Origin of the sequence: Gilvimarinus xylanilyticus, assembly GCF_024195295.1 — a bacterium.
GTDB classification, from domain to species: domain Bacteria; phylum Pseudomonadota; class Gammaproteobacteria; order Pseudomonadales; family Cellvibrionaceae; genus Gilvimarinus; species Gilvimarinus xylanilyticus.
In genome coordinates, this window is record NZ_JAMFTH010000001.1 from 1,798,786 (window position 1) to 1,818,587 (window position 19,802).

The 19,802-nt window shown below is 55.8% G+C and carries 20 protein-coding genes; 8 read left to right on the forward strand and 12 right to left on the reverse strand.

Annotated features, from left to right (window positions below):
• Positions 1-42: 42 nt before the first annotated feature.
• Both M6D89_RS07835 and M6D89_RS07840 read right to left on the reverse strand, forming a co-directional pair.
• Positions 43-1,422, reverse strand: a complete 1,380-nt coding sequence (locus M6D89_RS07835; protein ID WP_253967458.1) for a Do family serine endopeptidase — start codon at positions 1,420-1,422, stop codon at positions 43-45.
• A 159-nt stretch (positions 1,423-1,581) separates the two neighbouring features.
• Positions 1,582-2,463, reverse strand: coding sequence for a MotY family protein (locus M6D89_RS07840; protein WP_253967459.1), 882 nt, complete (start codon positions 2,461-2,463; stop codon positions 1,582-1,584).
• A 159-nt stretch (positions 2,464-2,622) separates the two neighbouring features.
• Here M6D89_RS07840 and pyrC point away from each other — a divergent pair, with 159 nt between their 5' ends.
• Positions 2,623-3,648: a dihydroorotase gene (gene pyrC / locus M6D89_RS07845; RefSeq protein WP_253967460.1), complete on the forward strand. Its 1,026-nt coding sequence runs from the start codon at positions 2,623-2,625 to the stop codon at positions 3,646-3,648.
• A gap of 54 nt (positions 3,649-3,702) precedes the next feature.
• Entirely contained in the window at positions 3,703-4,314 is a 612-nt protein-coding gene (rnt, locus tag M6D89_RS07850) for a ribonuclease T (RefSeq protein WP_253967716.1), read from the forward strand.
• Between the two features lie 36 nt (positions 4,315-4,350).
• On the opposite strand, the gene M6D89_RS07855 is transcribed toward rnt, so the two are convergent.
• A complete protein-coding gene (locus M6D89_RS07855; RefSeq protein ID WP_253967461.1) occupies positions 4,351-4,827 on the reverse strand; it encodes a MaoC family dehydratase in 477 nt (158 codons plus the stop codon).
• Between the two features lie 146 nt (positions 4,828-4,973).
• On the opposite strand from M6D89_RS07855, the gene M6D89_RS07860 reads away from it, so the two are divergent.
• Positions 4,974-5,795, forward strand: a complete 822-nt coding sequence (locus M6D89_RS07860) for a universal stress protein (protein ID WP_253967462.1) — start codon at positions 4,974-4,976, stop codon at positions 5,793-5,795.
• 68 nt (positions 5,796-5,863) lie between these two features.
• Here the strand turns inward: M6D89_RS07860 and M6D89_RS07865 are convergent, their stop codons facing one another.
• Entirely contained in the window at positions 5,864-6,496 is a 633-nt protein-coding gene (locus tag M6D89_RS07865) for an RpiB/LacA/LacB family sugar-phosphate isomerase (RefSeq protein WP_253967463.1), read from the reverse strand.
• Between the two features lie 242 nt (positions 6,497-6,738).
• Between M6D89_RS07865 and nagA the strand changes: the two genes are divergently transcribed.
• The 5 genes from nagA (at position 6,739) to mdoH (ending at position 13,794) form a co-directional block, all read left to right on the forward strand.
• The gene (gene nagA, locus M6D89_RS07870) at positions 6,739-7,905 is read left to right on the forward strand and encodes an N-acetylglucosamine-6-phosphate deacetylase (protein ID WP_253967464.1); all 1,167 of its coding nucleotides are present in this window, start codon (positions 6,739-6,741) and stop codon (positions 7,903-7,905) included.
• Entirely contained in the window at positions 7,905-8,702 is a 798-nt protein-coding gene (gene nagB, locus M6D89_RS07875; protein WP_253967465.1) for a glucosamine-6-phosphate deaminase, read from the forward strand. Before nagA ends, nagB begins: the two co-directional genes overlap by 1 nt.
• Before the next feature lie 464 nt (positions 8,703-9,166).
• On the forward strand, positions 9,167-10,093 hold the full coding sequence (locus M6D89_RS07880) for a histone deacetylase family protein (RefSeq protein ID WP_253967466.1): 927 nt from the start codon (positions 9,167-9,169) through the stop codon (positions 10,091-10,093).
• 199 nt (positions 10,094-10,292) lie between these two features.
• Positions 10,293-11,918, forward strand: coding sequence for an OpgD/OpgG family glucan biosynthesis protein (locus M6D89_RS07885; RefSeq protein WP_253967467.1), 1,626 nt, complete (start codon positions 10,293-10,295; stop codon positions 11,916-11,918).
• Positions 11,890-13,794 (forward strand): glucans biosynthesis glucosyltransferase MdoH, encoded by a 1,905-nt coding sequence (mdoH, locus tag M6D89_RS07890; RefSeq protein ID WP_253967468.1) that lies wholly within the window; start codon positions 11,890-11,892, stop codon positions 13,792-13,794. The genes M6D89_RS07885 and mdoH overlap by 29 nt, the downstream gene beginning before the upstream one ends.
• Before the next feature lie 78 nt (positions 13,795-13,872).
• On the opposite strand, the gene M6D89_RS07895 is transcribed toward mdoH, so the two are convergent.
• The 8 genes from M6D89_RS07895 to M6D89_RS07930 all read right to left on the reverse strand — a co-directional run bounded on the left by M6D89_RS07895 (position 13,873) and on the right by M6D89_RS07930 (position 19,797).
• On the reverse strand, positions 13,873-14,046 hold the full coding sequence (locus tag M6D89_RS07895) for a hypothetical protein (protein WP_253967469.1): 174 nt from the start codon (positions 14,044-14,046) through the stop codon (positions 13,873-13,875).
• Between the two features lie 127 nt (positions 14,047-14,173).
• Positions 14,174-15,106 (reverse strand): ribosome biogenesis GTPase YlqF, encoded by a 933-nt coding sequence (gene ylqF / locus M6D89_RS07900; protein ID WP_253967470.1) that lies wholly within the window; start codon positions 15,104-15,106, stop codon positions 14,174-14,176.
• A gap of 4 nt (positions 15,107-15,110) precedes the next feature.
• Positions 15,111-15,326 (reverse strand): ribosome-associated protein YbcJ, encoded by a 216-nt coding sequence (gene ybcJ, locus M6D89_RS07905; RefSeq protein ID WP_253967471.1) that lies wholly within the window; start codon positions 15,324-15,326, stop codon positions 15,111-15,113.
• Positions 15,323-16,078, reverse strand: coding sequence for an alpha/beta hydrolase (locus tag M6D89_RS07910; RefSeq protein WP_253967472.1), 756 nt, complete (start codon positions 16,076-16,078; stop codon positions 15,323-15,325). Before M6D89_RS07910 ends, ybcJ begins: the two co-directional genes overlap by 4 nt.
• A complete protein-coding gene (locus tag M6D89_RS07915; protein ID WP_253967473.1) occupies positions 16,071-17,234 on the reverse strand; it encodes an ABC transporter permease in 1,164 nt (387 codons plus the stop codon). The genes M6D89_RS07910 and M6D89_RS07915 overlap by 8 nt, the downstream gene beginning before the upstream one ends.
• Entirely contained in the window at positions 17,224-17,952 is a 729-nt protein-coding gene (locus M6D89_RS07920; protein ID WP_253967474.1) for an ABC transporter ATP-binding protein, read from the reverse strand. Before M6D89_RS07920 ends, M6D89_RS07915 begins: the two co-directional genes overlap by 11 nt.
• Positions 17,945-19,432 carry an alpha/beta fold hydrolase gene (locus M6D89_RS07925; RefSeq protein WP_253967475.1) on the reverse strand — a complete coding sequence of 496 codons (1,488 nt, stop codon included), beginning with the start codon at positions 19,430-19,432 and terminating at the stop codon, positions 17,945-17,947. Before M6D89_RS07925 ends, M6D89_RS07920 begins: the two co-directional genes overlap by 8 nt.
• Positions 19,429-19,797, reverse strand: a complete 369-nt coding sequence (locus M6D89_RS07930; RefSeq protein ID WP_253967476.1) for a GntR family transcriptional regulator — start codon at positions 19,795-19,797, stop codon at positions 19,429-19,431. Before M6D89_RS07930 ends, M6D89_RS07925 begins: the two co-directional genes overlap by 4 nt.
• Positions 19,798-19,802: the final 5 nt, after the last annotated feature.

A 19,802-nucleotide genomic window follows, 5' to 3' on the forward strand; every position in this document is an offset into this window, starting at 1 on the left:
GGCCAATTAGCAATTAGACACAGAACCCCGCCCTAGCAGGGGTTACTCGGCCTCAATCTTAATGGTACGAATCAGAGACTGACCGCGACGGTAAAACCGGATGGGAAGCAACTTATCTTCGGGCATCTCAGCTTCCAGGGCGTCATAGTCCGACAAATCGGACACCTCTTCATAGCCCAGCTGGACAATCACATCACCCGGGCGCAGGCCGGTGGCCGCCGCTGGCGAGTTAGGTTCGACCTGGCGCACCAATACACCGCCATCCAGATTCCAGCGTTCGCGGTAACGATCGTCAATTTCATCCAGCTTCAGCCCCAGGCGATCGGCACCCGAGGCGCCATTGCGCTTGCCTTTGCGTTCGCTGTCTTGTTCCGACTCGCGCTCACCCAAAGTGACATCCACGGTTTGTTTTTCGCCGCTGCGCATAATGGTCAGTTCTACCTCAGTACCGGGAGCGACCCGGCCCACCATCTGCGGCAGCATACCGTCATCGGAGACCTCTTCACCGTCAAAGGCGATAATCACATCACTGGGCTTTAACCCGGCCTGATCAGCGGGGCTGTCGGGCTCTACGTCGTTCACCAGAGCGCCGATGGGCTTTTTCAGACCAAACGAAATCGCCAGATCGCGATCTACACCCGAGATCATCACCCCCAGCCAGCCGCGCTCGACCCGGCCATCGTTCATCAGCTGCGCCACCACATCTTCGGCGACTTCCGAGGGAATTGAGAACGACAGGCCATTTGACCCACCCGAACGGCTGTAAATTTGCGAGTTAATACCGACGACTTCGCCGTCCATATTAAACAGCGGGCCGCCGGAGTTGCCGGGGTTAATCGCCACATCGGTTTGAATAAAGGGGATGTACTGGCTTTTATTCGAAGCAATAGAACGCCCCATAGCGCTGACAATACCGGCGCTGGCAGAGTAATCCAGCCCAAAGGGCGAGCCGATGGCCAGCACCCACTGCCCCACTTTCAGACTGTCTGCCTTGGCAAAGGTCAACTTGGGTAAATCCTCGGCTTCAATTTTAAGTAGCGCGAGGTCAGAAAGCGGGTCACTGCCAATCTCTTTGGCGATAAACTCACGCTTGTCGTGCAGGCGCACGGTCACCTCATCGGCGTTTTCAACCACGTGATTGTTAGTAAGAATATAACCGTCACTGGAGATCAAAAAACCCGACCCCATCGACTGAGCGTGACGCTCCTGAGGTGAAGGCTGAGGGAACCACGGCGGCAGCTGGCGCTGTTGTTCCGGCGAAAGCTGTCCGAAAGGAGAGGCCTGCGCGGTGACAGTTTTGCTGGTGGTGATTTTGACCACCGCCGGGGCATTTTTTTCAATTAAGTCGGTAAATTCGGGCAACGCTGCCTTTGCCATAACGGCTGACATCATAACGACAAACGCAACCAGGGTTTTACTCATCAACACTCTGCACTGCATGCACTTACTACCTCTGTGTTGTTAATACCAATTGCCGCCGCGAAACGGGCGGCTCGCAAAGTGGCATTTTTGACACAGTTAACAGACAAAAATTCCGCGCAGAGCAAAAAATTAAGGTTGAGCAAAGCCTGCTACTTGGCCCTAAGGTGACTGAGCCAGAGTCTCGCTCGGCGGCTCAAAGCGATCTACCCGCAGGGTGACCCGGCGATTTTGGGCCCGGCCCGCAGCGGATTGGTTTGAGGCGACCGGGTAGCGCTCGCCGTGCCAGCGAACTTGCAGCATGTCCTCGTGAATGCCCCGAGTGGTGAGATAATCCACCACAAACTCAGCGCGGCGCTGGGACAGTTCGAGGTTGTCAGCGCGAAGGCCCGAACCATCGGTATGACCATCGACCACAATGGTAGTGACATAGGGGTCCGCCAATACATAGCGAATCAAATTATCCAGCATCTCGCGATCGGCGTCGTTAAACTCGTCCGAGGCGCCATCAAAATGTACCGCGCTGCGACTAATTTGATCGTAATTGGCGGGCAATAAAGAGCTCAAGCAGGTTTGAAACTCGGCCAGCGCGCCGCGAAATCCCACCGGCTCGATGACAATATCGGCAAACTCACCGGTCTGATCCGGGCTCTGCTCAGGCCAGGGCTCACCGCGCAATAACAGTTGCTTACCCTCGCGCAGCTGGTTGAGTAAAAGCTGCGACTGCTGCCAGGGGTGAATGACGGGCTCGGCCCCCTCGGTTACCCGAGCGCTCATTAATGTCTGATGCTGACCAAAGGCCTGCCACGAGGGCGTCAAGGCGAACCACTGAGCCTCGCCCGGTGCCAATTGTCGATTGAACTGATCGAGGTAAAAGCGCTGCGTCTCGCCCGCGCGGCGCTCAAACACCGCCTGCCCCCACAGAGGCACGCGCTGATACAAACTACAGGCAAACATACTGGTATCGGCACGCCAGCGCGTTGTCTCTATGGGCCCGCTATAGGTTGCCGCCAGCGCGTGGGGCGCTGCTATTGTCCACAGCAATAGACACCAAAAGGTAGTAACTACGCGAGCAAAAAGGGCGCGCCGAAACAAAAACATAATAACCTCAACCAATATCTCCCAAAGCTTATCGGCCTCTAGCGGCTGCGCTTTAACGGCAATTTTGCTAGGATGCAGGGCTTTATCAGACAGTGATTATCCATGAGCCGAGAAATTACCCTCACCCGCCCCGATGACTGGCACATTCACCTGCGCGATGGCGACTCGCTGGCGCGCACCGTGGCCGACGCCAAGCGGCAGTTCCAGCGCACTATTGTGATGCCCAACCTGGTACCGCCCGTGCTTAACGCCGAGCAGGCGGTGGCCTATCGCGAGCGTATTCTGGCCCACAGCCGGGGCGAATACGAGCCGCTAATGGTGCTGTATTTAACCGATAACACCAGTGCCCAGGATATTCGCGACGCCAAGGCCGCGGGCGTCGTAGCCTGTAAAATGTACCCCGCCGGAGCCACCACCAACTCCGACTCCGGGGTAACGGATATCGCCAACATCTACCCCACCTTGGAGGAGATGCAGGCGCAGGGGCTCAAGTTTTTGGTGCACGGCGAGGTAACAGACACCGCCATTGATATTTTCGACCGCGAGAAAGTGTTTCTGGACAACATTCTCGCGCCAGTGGTGCGGGATTTTCCTGCGCTGAAACTGGTGCTGGAACATATCACCACGGCCGATGCCGCCGATTTTGTGCGCACCGCCTCCGCCAATGTCGCCGCGACCATTACCGCGCATCACCTACTTTACAACCGCAATCACATGCTGGTGGGCGGCATTAAACCACACTACTACTGCCTGCCGATCTTAAAGCGCAACACCCACCAGCAGGCACTCATTGAAGCGGCCACCAGCGGTAACCCCAAATTCTTTTTGGGCACCGACTCGGCCCCTCACGCTAAAAGTAAAAAAGAGGCGGCCTGCGGCTGCGCGGGAAGCTATACCGCCTACAGCGCCATCGAGCTTTACGCCGAGGCGTTTGATCGTGCGGGCCAACTGGACAAGCTGGAGGGTTTTGCCAGCCACTTCGGGGCCGACTTTTACGGTCTGGCACGCAATACCGACACCATCACCCTGACTAACACCCCCTGGCAGCTGCCCGAAACCCTGCCCTACCTGGACGAAACCATTGTGCCCTTGTGCGCCGGTGAAACGCTTAACTGGCAGCTAAAGTAAGGATTATTTGTGAAGCCCCAGCCCCCCGAGTTCGAAAAAGACAACGCCTCACCCATGGCTCAACGCTTTCGCGGCTTTTTGCCCGTGGTGGTCGACGTGGAAACCGGCGGCTTTAACAGCGCCCGTGACGCCCTGCTGGAAGTAGCCGCTGTGACCCTCGCCATGGACGACGACGGCCTATTGCGCCCGGACCAAACCCTCGCTTTTCACATCGAGCCGTTTGACGGCGCCAATATTGAACAATCGGCGCTGGATTTTACCGGCATCGATCTCGAGAGCAGCGAGCGCATGGCCGACCCGGAGCCCATGGCCATGACCGAGCTGTTGCAGGGCATCCGCCGCGCCGTGCGCCACAGCGGCTGCACCCGCGCGGTGATGGTGGGCCACAATGCCCACTTTGACTTGGGCTTTGTCAACGCCGCGATTGATCGCTGCGAGATCAAACGCAACCCATTTCACCCTTTCTCCTGCTTTGATACGGCAACCTTATCGGGTCTGGCCTTCGGACACACAGTACTGGCCAAAACCTGCCAGATCGCGGGCATTGAGTTTTCTAACAGCGCCGCTCACTCGGCCGCCTACGACGCCGAAAAAACCGCCGAGCTGTTTTGCCTGATCGTCAACCGCTGGCAGGACTTGGGCGGCTGGCCGCCACCCCTAACCTGAACACCGCCCCTAAACTGAAAGCAAGGGGCTAACCCTCTAGCGGTTAACACTTACCTCGGGCAGCGCTGGCGCCGTCAGGCTGCCACCCTCAGCCGGGGCAATCACCTCGGCTTCGCCCTTAGCCAGCAGCACGCCGTCTTGGTTGTGAACCTCGCAACCAAGGGTCGCCAACCGGATTCGAGCCTTTAATCCGATAACGGTCAGGGTAACTGTTGCCGTATCCCCCACCTTAATCGGCTGTTTAAACTGCAAGGTCTGGCTGCGATAGACCGAACCCGGCCCCGGTAGGCGCGTCGCTATAGCCGCCGATACCAGCGCGCCCAACCACATACCGTGGCCAATAGGCTCGCCAAAGGGGGTGGCCGCGGCGTATTCGGCGTCCAGGTGCACCGGGTTTACATCGCCGCTGGTAGCGGCAAACAGGGCGATATCGTCCGCGGTTAAGGTTTTTTGATAGCTGGCGGTCTGCTCCAGGGTCAAATCGGCAAAGGCGGTGGTGTGTAACTGACTCATAACTCTTGCTCTATCTCAAAAAGTCCTCATTGTACCCTTAAGCAAGCAAAAGCACGCTACCCACACCGGCTGCAAGTTGCTATGCTTGGCGACTCATAAAAAAGAGCCACAGGCTCATTCATTAACAGGGATACGCAGGAGAACCCATGTCCAAACAACAGAAGATGTTTGTCGTTGTCGATCCGAACGATGAACAGCATGTCGCCCTGGAACGCGTAAAAATGACCTCTCAGCTGCAAGAGGTTAAGCCTTTTGTCCATGTTTTCGTGGCCGTAGACGGCGATGCGGTCGACACCCGCGCCTACAACGCCAACCTGGTACGCGACCAAAGCTGGTTTGAAGACAATATCCGCGCGGTACTGACCGAGGCTGGGGTGGAGCACTTAATTGAGGTTTCCTGGTCATCGGAGTGGCAAGAATCCATTATGCAATCGGCCAAACGCGCCGATGCCGACCTGATTTATCTGCCGGTACACGCCAAAACCGCCAGCACCCGCCGCTTTTTGTTTACCGAATCCAAGTGGGAGCTGCTTAAAGGTGCCTACTGCCCCGTAGTACTGATTCGCCCCGACGCGCGCGACCAGCGCAAAACCGTATTGGCAGCGGTTAACTTCCAGGCCACCCGCGATGTGCAAATCGAGCTGAATGAAAAGATTCTGAACGCGGCGCGCTACATCAGCGGTGTGTACAACGCCGATCTGCATGTGGTTAACGGCTATATGGATTCACTCAACTACCCCGATCGCGGCCGTCTGGTCAAAGAGACGGGTCTGGCCGCCGACCACATCCACGTAGACCACGGCTACACCTCTGATGTGGTGTCGCAAATCGCCGAAGAGATTAACGCCGACTTGGTGATTATGGGGACCCTGGGGCAAAACGGCATGACCAAAACCCGTCGCGGTAACACTGCCGAGCGCTTAATTGACGCGCTGGATACTGACGTAATGGTGATTAACCACGGTTAATCCAGTCGACCACAAAAAAGCCCGGCGTGTCGCAACACGCCGGGCTTTTTGTGGCAATTATATTCAGCTTAAATAAAGCTGCGTACAAACGCTTCGATCTCGGCATCCTGGCAGCCGTCAAAGAAACATTTCTGGAAGCGCTCGCCACCCACGGCCTGTTTTACCAACTCAGGGTCCAGGGCTTTTAAACCGTCCAGATAGTTTTTCGCGGTTGCCTCTTTAACGCCATTCAAAATACCGGCGTTCTCCACCTGGCTCGCGCGACGCTCGGGCGGATACCCCAGCCCCGTTTCGCCAGTAAAGGCTTTCTCGAACATATAACGGATGTTCAGCTCGGCGCCCCAGCCAAAACCTTTAGCAAAAGGTATCGCCAGCGCATTACCGTTATTGATCTGGGCAAACAAATAGGCATCCGCCGGATCAATGCAGTAGCCGCAGCATACACCTGGGTAGGCGTTCAGCGACATCAGTGCGCCCTGACCGGTACCGCAACCACTGACCACAAAGTCCACCGCTTTGGAGTTGAGCAGCAAACTGGCGATAATCCCTAGGTGAATATAAGTCAGGCGATGGTCGTTATCGCCGTCCATACCCACGTTAAATACCTCGTGGTTTCGCTCCGCGCCTACCGCTTGCAGCTCTTTCAGGATAATCGGGTTTTTACCCGCCTGACTGAATTCGTTCATCAACGCAATTTTCATAACATCTCTCTCACGTAGTGCCTGGGAAAATAGGCCAACACCTTAACGGCCTGACAGGCTTTGGTCAACCATGTTGGCCTTACCACCTTGCAATAACGACAAATAAAGGCTGATTGCAAATTAGCCCCGGTGGGCTGATAATATAGGGCAGAACGCAGAACGCAGAACGCAGAACGCAGAACGCAGAACGCAGAACGCAGAACGCAGAACGCAGAACGCAGAACAGCTTACAGGCCATTGTTATGCAACAGTTACTGACCGGCGCCCGTATTTTTACCGGCGATCGTTTTCTCGACAACACGGCATTGGTTATCGACGACGACACCATTTTTTCTCTGCCCGAAAATGACAACGTTGTCCAAGACTTTCCCGAGGCCAGCCGCATCAATCTGAACGGCGGCATTCTGGCGCCGGGGTTTATCGATTTGCAGGTAAACGGCGGCGGCGGCGCTTTTTTTACCAACGACCCCAGCGTCCAGGCGCTGCGCACCATGCTGGACGGCCATCGCCCCACCGGTACCACCAGTATGTTGCCCACGCTTATCAGCAATACCCGCCCCACTCATCAAGCGGGGGTAAAAGCCGTTCGCGACGCGCAAGACCAGGGCTATAAAGGCATTTTAGGGGTGCATATAGAGGGGCCGTTTTTCGATCTGGACAAACGCGGTGCCCACAATGCCGACTATATTCGCCCTCTGGATCAAGGCGATCTTGATTGGCTGACCGATATTAACGACACACGTGTCATGCTGACCCTGGCGCCAGAGCACACTCAAGCGGGGCAAATCAGACAGCTGACAGAAGCCGGTATTATCGTCTGCGCAGGGCACACCAACGCCCATTACCAGCAGGTCACCCAGGCAATTAAGGAGGGCCTATCGGGTTTTACTCACCTGTTTAACGCTATGCGTCCGCAAACCGGCCGTGAGCCGGGCGTAGTGGGTGCGGCCCTGGACAGCGCGGATACCTGGTGCGGCATTATCTGCGACAACCACCATGTTCACCCGGCGTCAGTTCGCGTGGCGCTCAATGCCAAAACACCGGGCAAGGTGTATCTGGTCACCGACGCCATGTCTACTGTCGGCAGCGACACCAAGTCTTTTACTATTTACGGCGAAGAAATTTTCGAAAAAGACGGTGCCTTAGTCAATGCCGAGGGTCGCCTGGCGGGCAGCGCCATCGGCATGATCGACGCCGTGCGCATCGCCTATCGGGATATGAACGTGCCCCTGGAGGAAAGCCTGCGTATGGCTTCGCTCTATCCGGCCGAGTATTTAAAAATGGATCAAACCCTGGGGCGCATCGCCTCCAATTACCGGGCCGACCTGGTCCACTTTAACGAGCAATTTAATGTAACCGCCACCTGGGTGGCCGGCAGCATGCAATCACATCTACCAGCGGAGCAATAATGAAAGTCGTCATTTTAGAAAATGCCGCCCAAGTGGCCACTTACGGCGCCGGGTTATTTCAGCGGCAACTGCAAAGCAAGCCCGACTCGGTACTGGGGCTGGCCACAGGCTCGACCCCCGTAGCCCTTTATAATGAACTCATCGCCCTTAACCGCGACGGCGAGATCAGCTTTCAACATTCGCGCACTTTTAATCTGGATGAGTACCTGGGCCTGGCTGGCGACCACCCGCAAAGCTATCGTTACTTTATGAACGATAAGCTGTTTAACCATGTGGATATCGACAAGGCCAACACCCAGGTACCACCGGGCAATGCCGACGACCCTCTGGCCGCCTGCGCCGAGTACGAGCAAGACATCGCGCAGGCCGGGGGCATTGATATCCAGCTGTTGGGTATTGGGCGCAACGGCCATATCGGTTTTAACGAACCGTCCAGCTCACTGGCCTCGCGCACTCGCGTTAAAACCCTGACCCAGGCGACCATTGACGATAACGCCCGCTTTTTTAAGGCCGATGAATATCAGCCTCACCTATCCATTACCATGGGGATAGGTACCATTTTAGAGTCGCGCCAAGTCGTACTGCTGGCCACAGGCGCCGCTAAAGCGGCCGCCATTAAAGCCACGGTAGAAGGCCCCGTCAGTGCCGCCTGCCCCGCCTCGGCACTGCAGCTGCATCGCGATGCGGTACTTATTATCGACGAGGCGGCGGCCGCCGAACTGGATGACCCGGAATTCTTTAAACACATTGAGCGGGAAAATCAGAAGTTAAAAGCGGCGTTAGAAGCGAAGGGATAAACGCAGAACGCAGAACGCAGAACGCAGAACGCAGAACGCAGATAAAGTGTGTTAAAGCCTAAGCAAATTGCGATCTTTGTCACTAACTTAACACCTGGGGAGCCTCTGATTAAGTCCTCAGCAGCCTCTGGCTTACAGAGCTTTTCGAGGTCAAGGCGGCGAGCCGATGGCGTGCTGACGGCCCGGTGAGGTGAGCCAACGCAGAGATCGGAAAGCTCTGTAAGCCCCGAAGGGCGCGGCCAAAACGTCCATCCGCTGTGTTGCACTTCTTGCCAAGGGCTATGGCCATTGCCAGCGAAGCACGCCTTGCGGAGTGAACGTTTTGGACTCGCGCAGAGACTGCTGAGGACTTAATCAGAGGTTCCCTAGCATTAGAGCGCTTGTTCGATAAGTTTTCTGGTATTTGAATCAGGCATGTGAGTTCGTAGTAACATAGCAATGAAATTCACCAGAAAGTAAACGCCATGTCCGTTGTCGTTATCAGCCATCCGAGCTGTCTGGAACATCTAACCCCCGAGGGGCACCCCGAGTGCCCCGCTCGGCTGGAGGCGATTCACAACCAGCTGCTGACCAGTGGGTTAGAGTTTGCCGTGAGTGAGCGCGACGCCCTACCCGCCACCGACGCCCAGTTGCGCTCGGTGCACGATACCGACTATCTGAACAGCCTGGAAGGAATGCCCCCCGCCCGTGGCGTGCGCGTGTTCGGCGACGATATCTGGATGAGCCCCCACACTCTTACCGCTGCCCGCCACGCCGCCGGCGCGGGTGCCCAGGGCGTCGACCTGATTATGGCGGGCCAGGCGCAAACCGTGTTTTGTAACGTGCGGCCTCCGGGGCATCATGCCGAGCGCAACCACGCCATGGGTTTTTGCTTTTACAACAATATTGCCATTGCCGCGCGCCACGCGCTGGACCATTACCATTTGCAAAGAGTCGCCATTGTGGATTTTGATATCCACCACGGCAACGGCACTCAGGATATTTTTGTCGACGAGCCGCGGGTGCTGTTTTGCTCAAGTTTTCAACATCCGTTCTATCCGGGCACCGACGTAACCCCCAACCGCCGTCACATTGTTAATACACCGCTTAAGGCCACCGCCTCGGGGCCAGAATTTCGCGCCGCCGTCAGCGAGCACTGGCTGCCTGCCCTCGACGCCTTTGCCCCTGAAATGCTGTTTATCTCGGCGGGGTTTGACGGACACCTGCTGGATGACATGTCGTCGACCGGTTTGGTCGAGCAGGACTACCAGTGGGTCACCCAACAGCTGCGGGATTTTATGGATCGCCATAACGCTTGCCGGGGCATTGTCTCGATGCTTGAAGGCGGTTACGAACTGGGCGCCCTGGGCCGAAGTGTGGTGGCCCATATCAAAGCCTTGGGAAAACTCTAACGCCCGCCTGTCTGTAAAGCCTACAAAACGATTAGAAACTCGAATATTCGGCGCGCCCAAAAGAGCAGAGTGAAATTCACAATCGCGACTTTTGTCTGCAACATTCACGAACTTAGCCCAGTTAACCGCCACAAAATACAGCTGGCAAATTATTTGCAAATCTCCCGGTATTCTAGAGTCACTAACCCGGGAAACCTCCATGAATCAATCATCGCGCAAATTTCGCGACGCTCAGCCCAGTGCGCGCCCCACACTGGCGAGTGGCGTTTTGTACGCCCTGTTGTTTTTCACCTGTTTAATCCTCAGTGCGGTGTCGCTGCCGGGGGCGGCGCAAACGACCAGCAAAGACGCCCCTAATGTGGTGTTTGCGATTGTCAAAGAGCGCGCTGCCAAACTCGCCGAACAAGCCTATCAACAACCGAACTATCAAGTTCCTCAGGCTCTCAGCGAAATGAACTACGAGCAGTATCGCTCTATTCACTTTCGCCGCGAAGCCGGGCTTTGGCAGCACGACTCGCTGTTTGAAGTGCAATTTTTTCACCCGGGTTTTTACTACAACGAGCCGGTTAACATCACCACCGTCGATCGCTCGGGCACCCATGCACGCATTCCCTTTAAACCGGAGTTTTTTCGCTACGGCGATCAGGCCAAATCCGTTGCTGACGCCGTTAACAAAGATTTAGGCTATGCTGGCTTTCGCGTGCACTACCCCCTAAACGAAGCCGACCGCAAAAGCGAATTCATGGTCTTTCAAGGCGCCACCTATTTTCGTATCGTCGGCCCCGGCCAAGTGTATGGTATATCCGCCCGCGGCCTCGCGATCGATACCGCCGAAACCAGCGGCGAGGAGTTTCCGGTATTTCGCGACTTTTGGCTGATTCAACCCGACGAGAAACAAACCAACCTCACCGTCATTGCGCTGATGGACAGCCCGTCAATCAGCGGCGCCTACCGCTTCACCCTCAAGCCCGGCGCCCCCACTAAAGTGGACGTCGATGCCGCCCTCTACCCGCGCACCGATATTCACAAAGTCGGCGTCGCGCCTCTGACCAGCATGTTTTTTCACGGCGAGAACAGCACCACCTATGTTGACGATATTCGCCCCGAAATTCATGACTCGGATGGCTTGCTGTTACAAAGTGCCGACGACAGCTGGGTATGGCGTCCGCTCAGTAACCCCAAAACGCTGCGGGTATCCTCCCTGCAACAAACCAACCCCAAGGGCTTTGGTCTGTTACAGCGCGATCGCGACTTTAACAGCTACCTGGATGCCGAAGCTCACTACGCCGAACGCCCCAGCTTGTGGGTAACCCCCAAAGGCGACTGGGGCGAGGGCCGGGTGGAGATAGTAGAAATTCCCACCGATTCGGAAACCAACGACAACATCGTCGCTTACTGGGTGCCGGGCCAGCCCCTAAAACCCAAGCGCGAACATTTGTTTTCATACCAGCTGCGTACCTTTGAAGATCGCCTACCCGAACAAACCCTGGCGCAAGTTGAACGCACTCGTATCGGCTGGGCGGCGATTCCCGGCCAAGAGGAAGGCCCTCCGCGCGCGCATCGAAAATTTGCCATCGACTTTAGTGGCGGCGAGCTGACTAACATTTCTGCCGAGGCAGAGCTTGAGGCTCAAACAACCGTCAGCGGCGGCGAGATTACCGATGTCGTGGTGCAGTCGCTGCCCGCCCTCGGCACTTGGCGTATCGCTTTTACCTTAATACCCGAGGGTGAGACCCCGGCCGATATGCAAGTGTCCCTGTCCATGCGCGACCAACAGCTGAGCGAGGTTTGGAGCTATGTCTGGTATTCCGATGCTATCGAGTAAAATCTCTCCGCGCACCGATAGCCGCGCGATCCACATGCCGGGCACCACAGCGCGCCGGATATTGTTTTTTACCCTGGTCACCCTACAGGGCATTGTGGGTGTGGGAATGATGTTTGAAATACTGCGCCCTAACGATATCACCTGGCTTGAGATCAGCCTGTTAGGGTTGTTCAGCATCACGTTTTTATGGATTGTATTTGCCTTTACCAGTGGCGCTCTGGGCTTTGTGTTACAGCTGTTCAAGCGAGATCCACTGACTTTAAGCAAGCACACGGCTGTTCCCGAACCCCATGGCAAAGTCACCACCCGCACGGCGGTGGTGATGCCGGTGTACAACGAAGACACCGGCCGGGTCATCGCCGGGTTTGAGGCCAGCCTGCGTTCGCTGCACGCCACCGGCCAGCTAGAGGCTTTTGATTTCTATTTAATCAGCGACACACAAGACGCAGATATTGCCCGCGCCGAGGCCGGGGCCTGGCAACAGCTGTGTCAACGTCTGGGCCCCTTAAGCGAAAAAGTCTACTATCGCCGCCGGGTAGACAACACAGGGCGCAAGGTCGGTAACGTGAGCGATTTCTGCAGCCGCTGGGGCGATCGGTATGAATCCATGATTGTGCTGGATGCCGACAGTGTAATGAGCGGCGAATGTATGCTGTCTTTAGTGCACGCCATGGAACAAAACCCGAGTGCTGCGCTAGTTCAAACCGTACCCATCCCAGTGCGCCAAAACACCATGTTCGGCCGCTTTTTGCAATATGCCGCCGACTTGTACAGCCCTATGCTCGCCACCGGGCTCGCCTTTTGGCAAACCGACACCGCCAACTACTGGGGCCACAACGCGATTATCCGAATTGACCCCTTTATGCAGCATTGCGGTTTGCCAGAGTTAAAAGGCCGGGGGCCGTTTGGCGGCGACATCCTCAGCCATGATTTTGTCGAGGCCGCCATGCTGCGGCGCGCCGGGTGGGAAGTCATATTGCTGGCCGATTTGCGCGGTAGCTACGAAGAAGTACCCAGCAATATGCTGGACTACGCCACCCGCGACCGCCGCTGGGTGCAGGGCAATATTCAGCATATGGCTATTTTGGGTGGCAAAGGGCTGCACGGATTAAGCCGTCTGCACTTTTTGCAGGGCGCCATTGCCTATGTATCCTCGCTGTTGTGGCTGTGCATGCTTGCCCTTAGCAGCATTGACGCGGTGATGCGGGCCACGACCAGCAACCAGTTCTTTACCTCGGGGTTTCAGTTATTTCCCAACTGGCCCATCGCTAAAACGGGGCTTATTTTTTCGCTGCTTAGCCTGACCATCGCGATGCTGATACTCCCTAAAGTCTTCGGCGTGATTATCGCGCTGGTGCATCGCCGGGGCGAATTCGGCGGCGCCTTTAAATTAATGGGCGGCGCCCTGGTCGAGACAGCCTTCGCAATATTAATTGCCCCATTGATGATGGTGTTTCACGCCTACTTTGTGATTTCGGTGCTCGTCGGTCACAAAGTCAGTTGGAATGCCCAAGCCCGCGAGGGCCGTATGGTCCCTTGGCGCGAAGCCTTTGCTCACACCTTGCCCGCCACCGTGGTGGCATTGATATGGGGTGGCGTAACCTATGTGCTGACGCCGGTGTTTTTCTGGTGGATGACGCCGGTGCTGGCAGGCTTGGTGTTAGCCGCACCCATCGTGCGCTATAGCAGCAGCCTGCGTTTAGGCCAATGGTTGCGCTCTAAAGGAATTTTTATGACGCCGCCAGAAACGCACGAGCCCCAGGTATTGACCGAAGTAGCACGATTGCTCAACGAAGATAAAGGAAACTATCCAGACTGCCCCGAGCCCGCGCTACCCGCCTCACGGTGGAGGGAAATGCCTATTCAAAGTTTTTGATAGGAAATAGATAGTAGAGAGGTGGCGGTACCGTCACCTCTCTAGACCACGCGAGATAGACGACACATAGCGATACCGTTATGACAAATAGAGCTTTTGCTTGATCATCACATACGCCAGTCCTAAAAACGCACTGGCGGCCAACAAATAAAGACAGGCTGCAATCAGGCTGTAATGGGGAAGAACAATACTTGCGCCAACTAATGCTAGTAAAGCACTAATTATTAATAACCAAAGCCGCGTTTTACTCATCGTAAAACACTCCATCTCTGAAAGCCCATTAACCCGTCCAGATGCAGTATAGCCGGAATTTCAACATAATTATTGTGTCGGCTATTTCGGCGCCCAACGCACCCACAATCAAAAATTACCGATAACCCTACGCATTCTTGCGCCGGCGCTTGCGACGCGCGGCCTTGTCTTTCTCTTTTTGTTCGGCCTTGCGCTCGGCCTCTTCTTTGGCCTCGGCCACTTCGCGCGCAACCACCTCGGGGGTTTCCAAACTAATACGCCCCAGGTTGCCGCTACGAAAATCGTTTACCAATAACTGCGAGACTTTATTTAAATCGGCGCGACCACCGGCGCCCAGGCAACCTCGGCGGGCGGCGATCAGCTCTAGCACTTCCAGCTCGGAGTCCGGCAACTCGGTTAACCCATAGCGTTCGATTAATGCCTGAGGATAGGCCTGGCGCAGATAGTCCGCACCAAAGAAAGCGACGTCCACATAATCCAGCGCCGTATCTTTTATGGCGCCGGTAAAGGCTAAGCGGTAACTGCAGTTACGCACCAATTGCTTGGGCCAGAGGATGCCGGGTGTGTCCAAAAGCGCAAAATGCTCTTCAATCTCAATCGTCTGTTGGCGTTTGGTCACCGCCGGTTCATTGCCAGTTTTGGCTACCGCACGCCCCGCCAGGGTGTTGATTAAAGTGGACTTACCCACATTGGGAATCCCCAAAATCATCGCCTTTAATTTTTTTAAGCCCCGGGTTTTCTCGGGCACCAGTTTGCGGCATAAATCCGGCAGGGTGTGAATACGGGCGGGCTCCAGAGTGCTTACGGCGAGGGTTTTGGTTTGCTTTTGCTCATCCAAATACGCCTGCCACAGGGCAATATTTTCGGGGTCCGCCAAATCCGATTTAGTCAGTACCTTCACTACCGGTTTGTCACCGCGCAAACCGGCAATCAACGGATTTTCACTGCTAAAGGGAATGCGTGCGTCCAGCACTTCAATTACTAAATCGACTTTGGGCAAGACTTCGCGCATTTCCTTTTGCGCTTTGTGCATATGCCCCGGGTACCACTGCAAGGTCATGCCGCTACTCCGCTACCGTAATGCTTTCGCCGTTAAACGACACTTCTTGTCCGGCGGTGATTTTGCAGCGTTTACGGGTTTCAATAACTCCGTCCACGCTTACCATACCGGCATCAATCACCTGCTTGGCAACTGCGCCGCTTTCGACCCAGCCTTCGACTTTAAGCAGATTGTTGAGGGTAATAAATTCACTGCCCTCTAAGTGAAAGGTGTTACTCATAAATGGTTACCTTGGGAATAAAAATCGCGTTTGAGTTGCGAGAGTAATTGCGGCCAGAGCTCGCGCCAGGAGTTCCAGTTATGGCCGCCCTCTACCCGCACGGTATGCTCCGGCGCCAGCATATCGGCCAACAGGGCATTGGCGGTATAAAACTCGTCCTCGCGCGCCATGCCTAAATACCAGTGTTCGCGCATACGCGGGGTCTGTTGTTCCAGCCAGGGCCAGAGGTTCTTTTCTTCGTCCAGTGCCTGTGGCCTTGCGCTGGGTTCGAGCCGATGCTGATAGTATTCGGGCTCCCCCAAATACGGAGTCAGCAGCAGCGCCGAATCCAGCGGCGCTTTATCGCGCCAGTATAACAGAGTCCCAAAGCCGCCCAGAGACACGCCTGCCAAGTGAATATGACGGTAACCGGCATTTTTTGCGGGCGCAATCACATCCGCCTGTAAGCGGGTGAGCAAACTGCGCGAGCGATAGTAGTTAAAATGGGCATTGACCACCACCACATCCAGCGGCAGCTGCGCCTGCTTGACTTGCTCGATCAATCCCTCCCGCGCAAAGCGGTCTATTCCATCGCCCATACCGGGGAGCATAATCAGCAAATCAGGCGCGCGTGTCGTAGGCGCACTCGGCTGGTAAACATAGCCAGCCTCCGCCGGATAATGGGCTTGCTCGATAGGCGCTATCGGCCGCTGTAGATAGTAACAACCGGATAAGAAAGTCAGTAGACTCAGCCAAAAAAGGCGCTTAACCATAGATAATTTTCGCCCGCCGCATCTGGCGCGCCGCCCCCCATAGCGCCAGCGCAGTAACCGGTATCGCACTCAGCCAAAAGGCCAAATAGGCCCAGAACGGCGGCGCCTCGCCCAGCAACAATCCCTTCAACACGGTTTGCTGCCCCAGCATAGGCACCCACAAATGCCAGCCTTGATACAGGCCGGGGTTCGTCATCATAATAAAAAAGGGCACCATGGGCAGAATAATTAAAAAACCCATATAGGTTTGCGCGTCTTTAAACGAGCGCGACAATATCCCCAGCATTAACTGCAAACTACCGGCAATGCAGGCCACAGGCATAAGTGCCATAAATACCCCGAAAAGCGCCCCCGGCCCCACTGCAACCCGCAGTCCGATTTGATTAAAAGGGAGAAAATAGAGCGCCACCGCCAGCAATAATAAACACAACAGAACCACCGCCAAAGTTAGCAAGAGCGCTGCGGCCCACTTTCCGGCAATAAGTGTGGGAGCCGACACAGGGTTAATCAATAAGGCCTCCAGCGAGCGGCGCTCGCGCTCACCCGCAGTCATATCGGCGGCAAAACCCATACTGCCCATCATGGCGCACATTAACAGTAGCAGCGGCACACCGCTTAAGATCAAACCGCCCATTTGCTGATCCGTTGCGACATTGGCCTCGCGAATGCTTAAAGGATTTATCAGTTTGGGGCTTAAACCGCGCGCCAGCACGTTAAGCGCTGCCTGGGTGCCATTGTATTGGTACAGCAACTGCCTCACCTGTCCCACGGGCCCGTGTACATTTTGGTTGGAGGCGTTGTACACCAAAGTAGCGCTGCGGGGTTGGCGCGGGTTGGCGCTTTTGCTCGGGCTATCCAATATCAGCGCGTAGTCCACCTCCCCCTTTTCCACCTTCGGGTAGGGGTCGGCGTCTACCGGGTTAACGGTGATTTTATTTTCTCTTAACCAGGCAATCAGGGCCGGGTTATTACCGTAAGCGGTAATCTCTATATTGCGCTCTTCGGTGTTTTGAAAATGAATCGCCAAACCAATGCCCAACGCAAAAAAAGCGACCATATACACCGGCGGTAAAAAAGCGAGTTTCATGGCGCGTTTATCGCGCACCGCGTCTTTGATTTCTTTTAACCAAACCTGCAAAAATTGTTTACGCCACATGAGTCGCCTCCGACAAGCGCACAAACGCCTCTTCTAAACTCTGGGTTTGGGCCTGTTGTACCACCTGCTCTACACGCCCCTCAGCCACCAACTTTCCTCCGGCAATAATAAGCACCCGGTCACAGAGGTTTTCCACCTCGTACATTAAATGACTGGAAAACAACACCGAACGCCCGGCCGCTTTTTGCTCGCGCAACAAGGTGCGCACCGCGCGGGTGGTAATCACATCCAGGCCATTGGTGGGCTCATCCAATAAAATATACTTAGGCCGGTGCACAATGGCCCGGGCGAGTACCGTTTTCATACGCTCGCCCAACGAAAAACCATCGGCGTAGCGTCCGGCAATGCTGTTCATTCCCAGTATGTCGATTAACTCATCGCAGGATTCGGCCAATTCCGTTTCGCTCAGCCCCTGCAAACGGCCGAAGTACTCAATATTTTCGCGTGCACTTAAACGCTTGTACAAACCGGCGTTATCGGGCAACACCCCCAAAAGGCTACGGGCTTTTTCGGGGTGCTCTACAACGCTGGTGCCGTTAATCACAATATCGCCTGCGGTGGGTTCAACCAAGCCGTAAATCATCCGCATTAAGGTGGATTTACCCGCGCCGTTCAAGCCCAGCAGGCCGACAATTTCCCCCTCGCCCACGCATGCCGATAGATTATCCAGCGCCCTAAGCGAACCGAAGGTTTTGCTAACGTTATTAATTTCAATCATCGCGGTTTTCTCCGGTCCAAACTCCGTCACGGTAAGCAGGCATGGGGCGAATGGACTCTATGCACTGGCGCGATTTATCGCTCACCGCTAAATCGCGAATAAAATCGGTAACCACCCCCGCAGCGCAACTTTGCGTTGTGATGCCGTGATGCCCACCGGGGGCTACCAAATGGGTTGCCTGAGTTAAGCTTGCGGCTACTTGCTCACCCCACTTGGGTGGGGTAACCGGGTCGGCGGCGCCGGACAACAAGAGCGCGGGCACCGACGAGGCGACCGGCTGGTAATAGTCAGCGGGTAGCGGAGCGCGGGGCCAGAACTCGCAGGCCTGCAACATTACCTCAGCCAAATCCACGGTTAAAAATGTCGCGCGCTCGGGCAGCGGCCGTACGCCCGTATCTTCATTACACAAAATACTTAAGTGCATACCCATGGCGATATTCATGGTGTGCTCGGGGGCTAAAAACTGACTGACCAGCGAAGCCAGGGGCTGATAATCACCCTGCCCCGCCGCAAAGAGCGTGTAAGGTATCAAGCGGGCGCTTAAGCGGTCGTAAAGCGCGAGGCGCACAATGGCAGCCAGCTTATCCGCGTCCAGTAAAACCTGCTGAGGCGACCCGGTCAGCGGGTGCTCGATACTAAGCTCTACCGGTTGACGGGATAAGGTTTGTGCTAGATTCTCAGCGATTGCTTCTATATTGCCGTAACGACCGCCGCACTTTGCGTCCGCCAAACACTGGTCAGCCAGAGTTTGCAAGGCAGCGTTGGCGCTCTCGCCCATTCGGTAGGGCACCGAAAGGCTTACCGGTGCAAGCCCATCTAACACCACCGAACGTAAGGCTTGCGGATAGCGCGCCATATAACGAAGTGCCACCCGGGTGCCGTAAGAGCCGCCCCACAAATTAATGTGCGCGTACCCAAGCGCTTGGCGCACGGACTCCAGATCGTCAATAGCGTAGGGGGTGAGCACAAAAGGCGCCCGCTGCTTATGCGTCTCGGCGCACTGCTTTAGCTGCTTTAAGGTATGCGCTTCGGTATCGGCCGAGAGCTGACTGAGCGATAAATTCTGCTCCAGCTCGCAATTTAAGGGGGCCGACTGCCCGGTACCCCGTTGATCGACAAAGACAATATCGCGCTTTTTACGCAAATTAAAAAAGCTGGGGCCCAGTCGATCGGAAACCTCGATGGCGGACTGGCCGGGGCCACCGGCAATCACAAACACCGGATCCGGCTCGGCCACGGCACTGATGGCGGGCCAGCGTTTGATCGCCAGGGTTATGGTTTCGCCATCTGGGTGGTTCGGGTCTAGGGGCACCTCAAGCTCACCGCACTCGGCGCCGTTTACAACCGGTGGCGGAGCACCGACGTCTCGTGGGCACAGCGAAAGTTGAAGCGTTTCTTGGGTCCTAGTCGGGGAGTCGTTATCGCAGCCCGCCAATACCAAAGCGGCGATCAACAGACTTCCTTTTAATAATTGCGTCACTTGATATTCCTGTAGTGTTTTTCAATGAGTACTTTTAACTCGGGCAGCTTCACCCCCAGCTGTCGGGCCGAGCGTATCAACTCGGTTAACGGTTCCACCAATAAATCCTCGGTCGATGCTTCTCCATCACGCCAAGGCGCGACCTCCATGGGGCGGCCGCGTCTTCGCAGCAGCACCCCTTCCAGCTCCAACTGATTATACGCTTTGGAGACTGTCATGGGGTTGACCGCGTGAGTACCCGCCAATTCGCGCACCGAGGGTAGGCTATCGCCTGGGCGCAACTGCCCCCCGGCTACCAGCCTTTTAACCTGTTCCACCAACTGGCGGTAAATAGGCACCCCGGAACCCGGGTTTAAAATAAACACAGCGT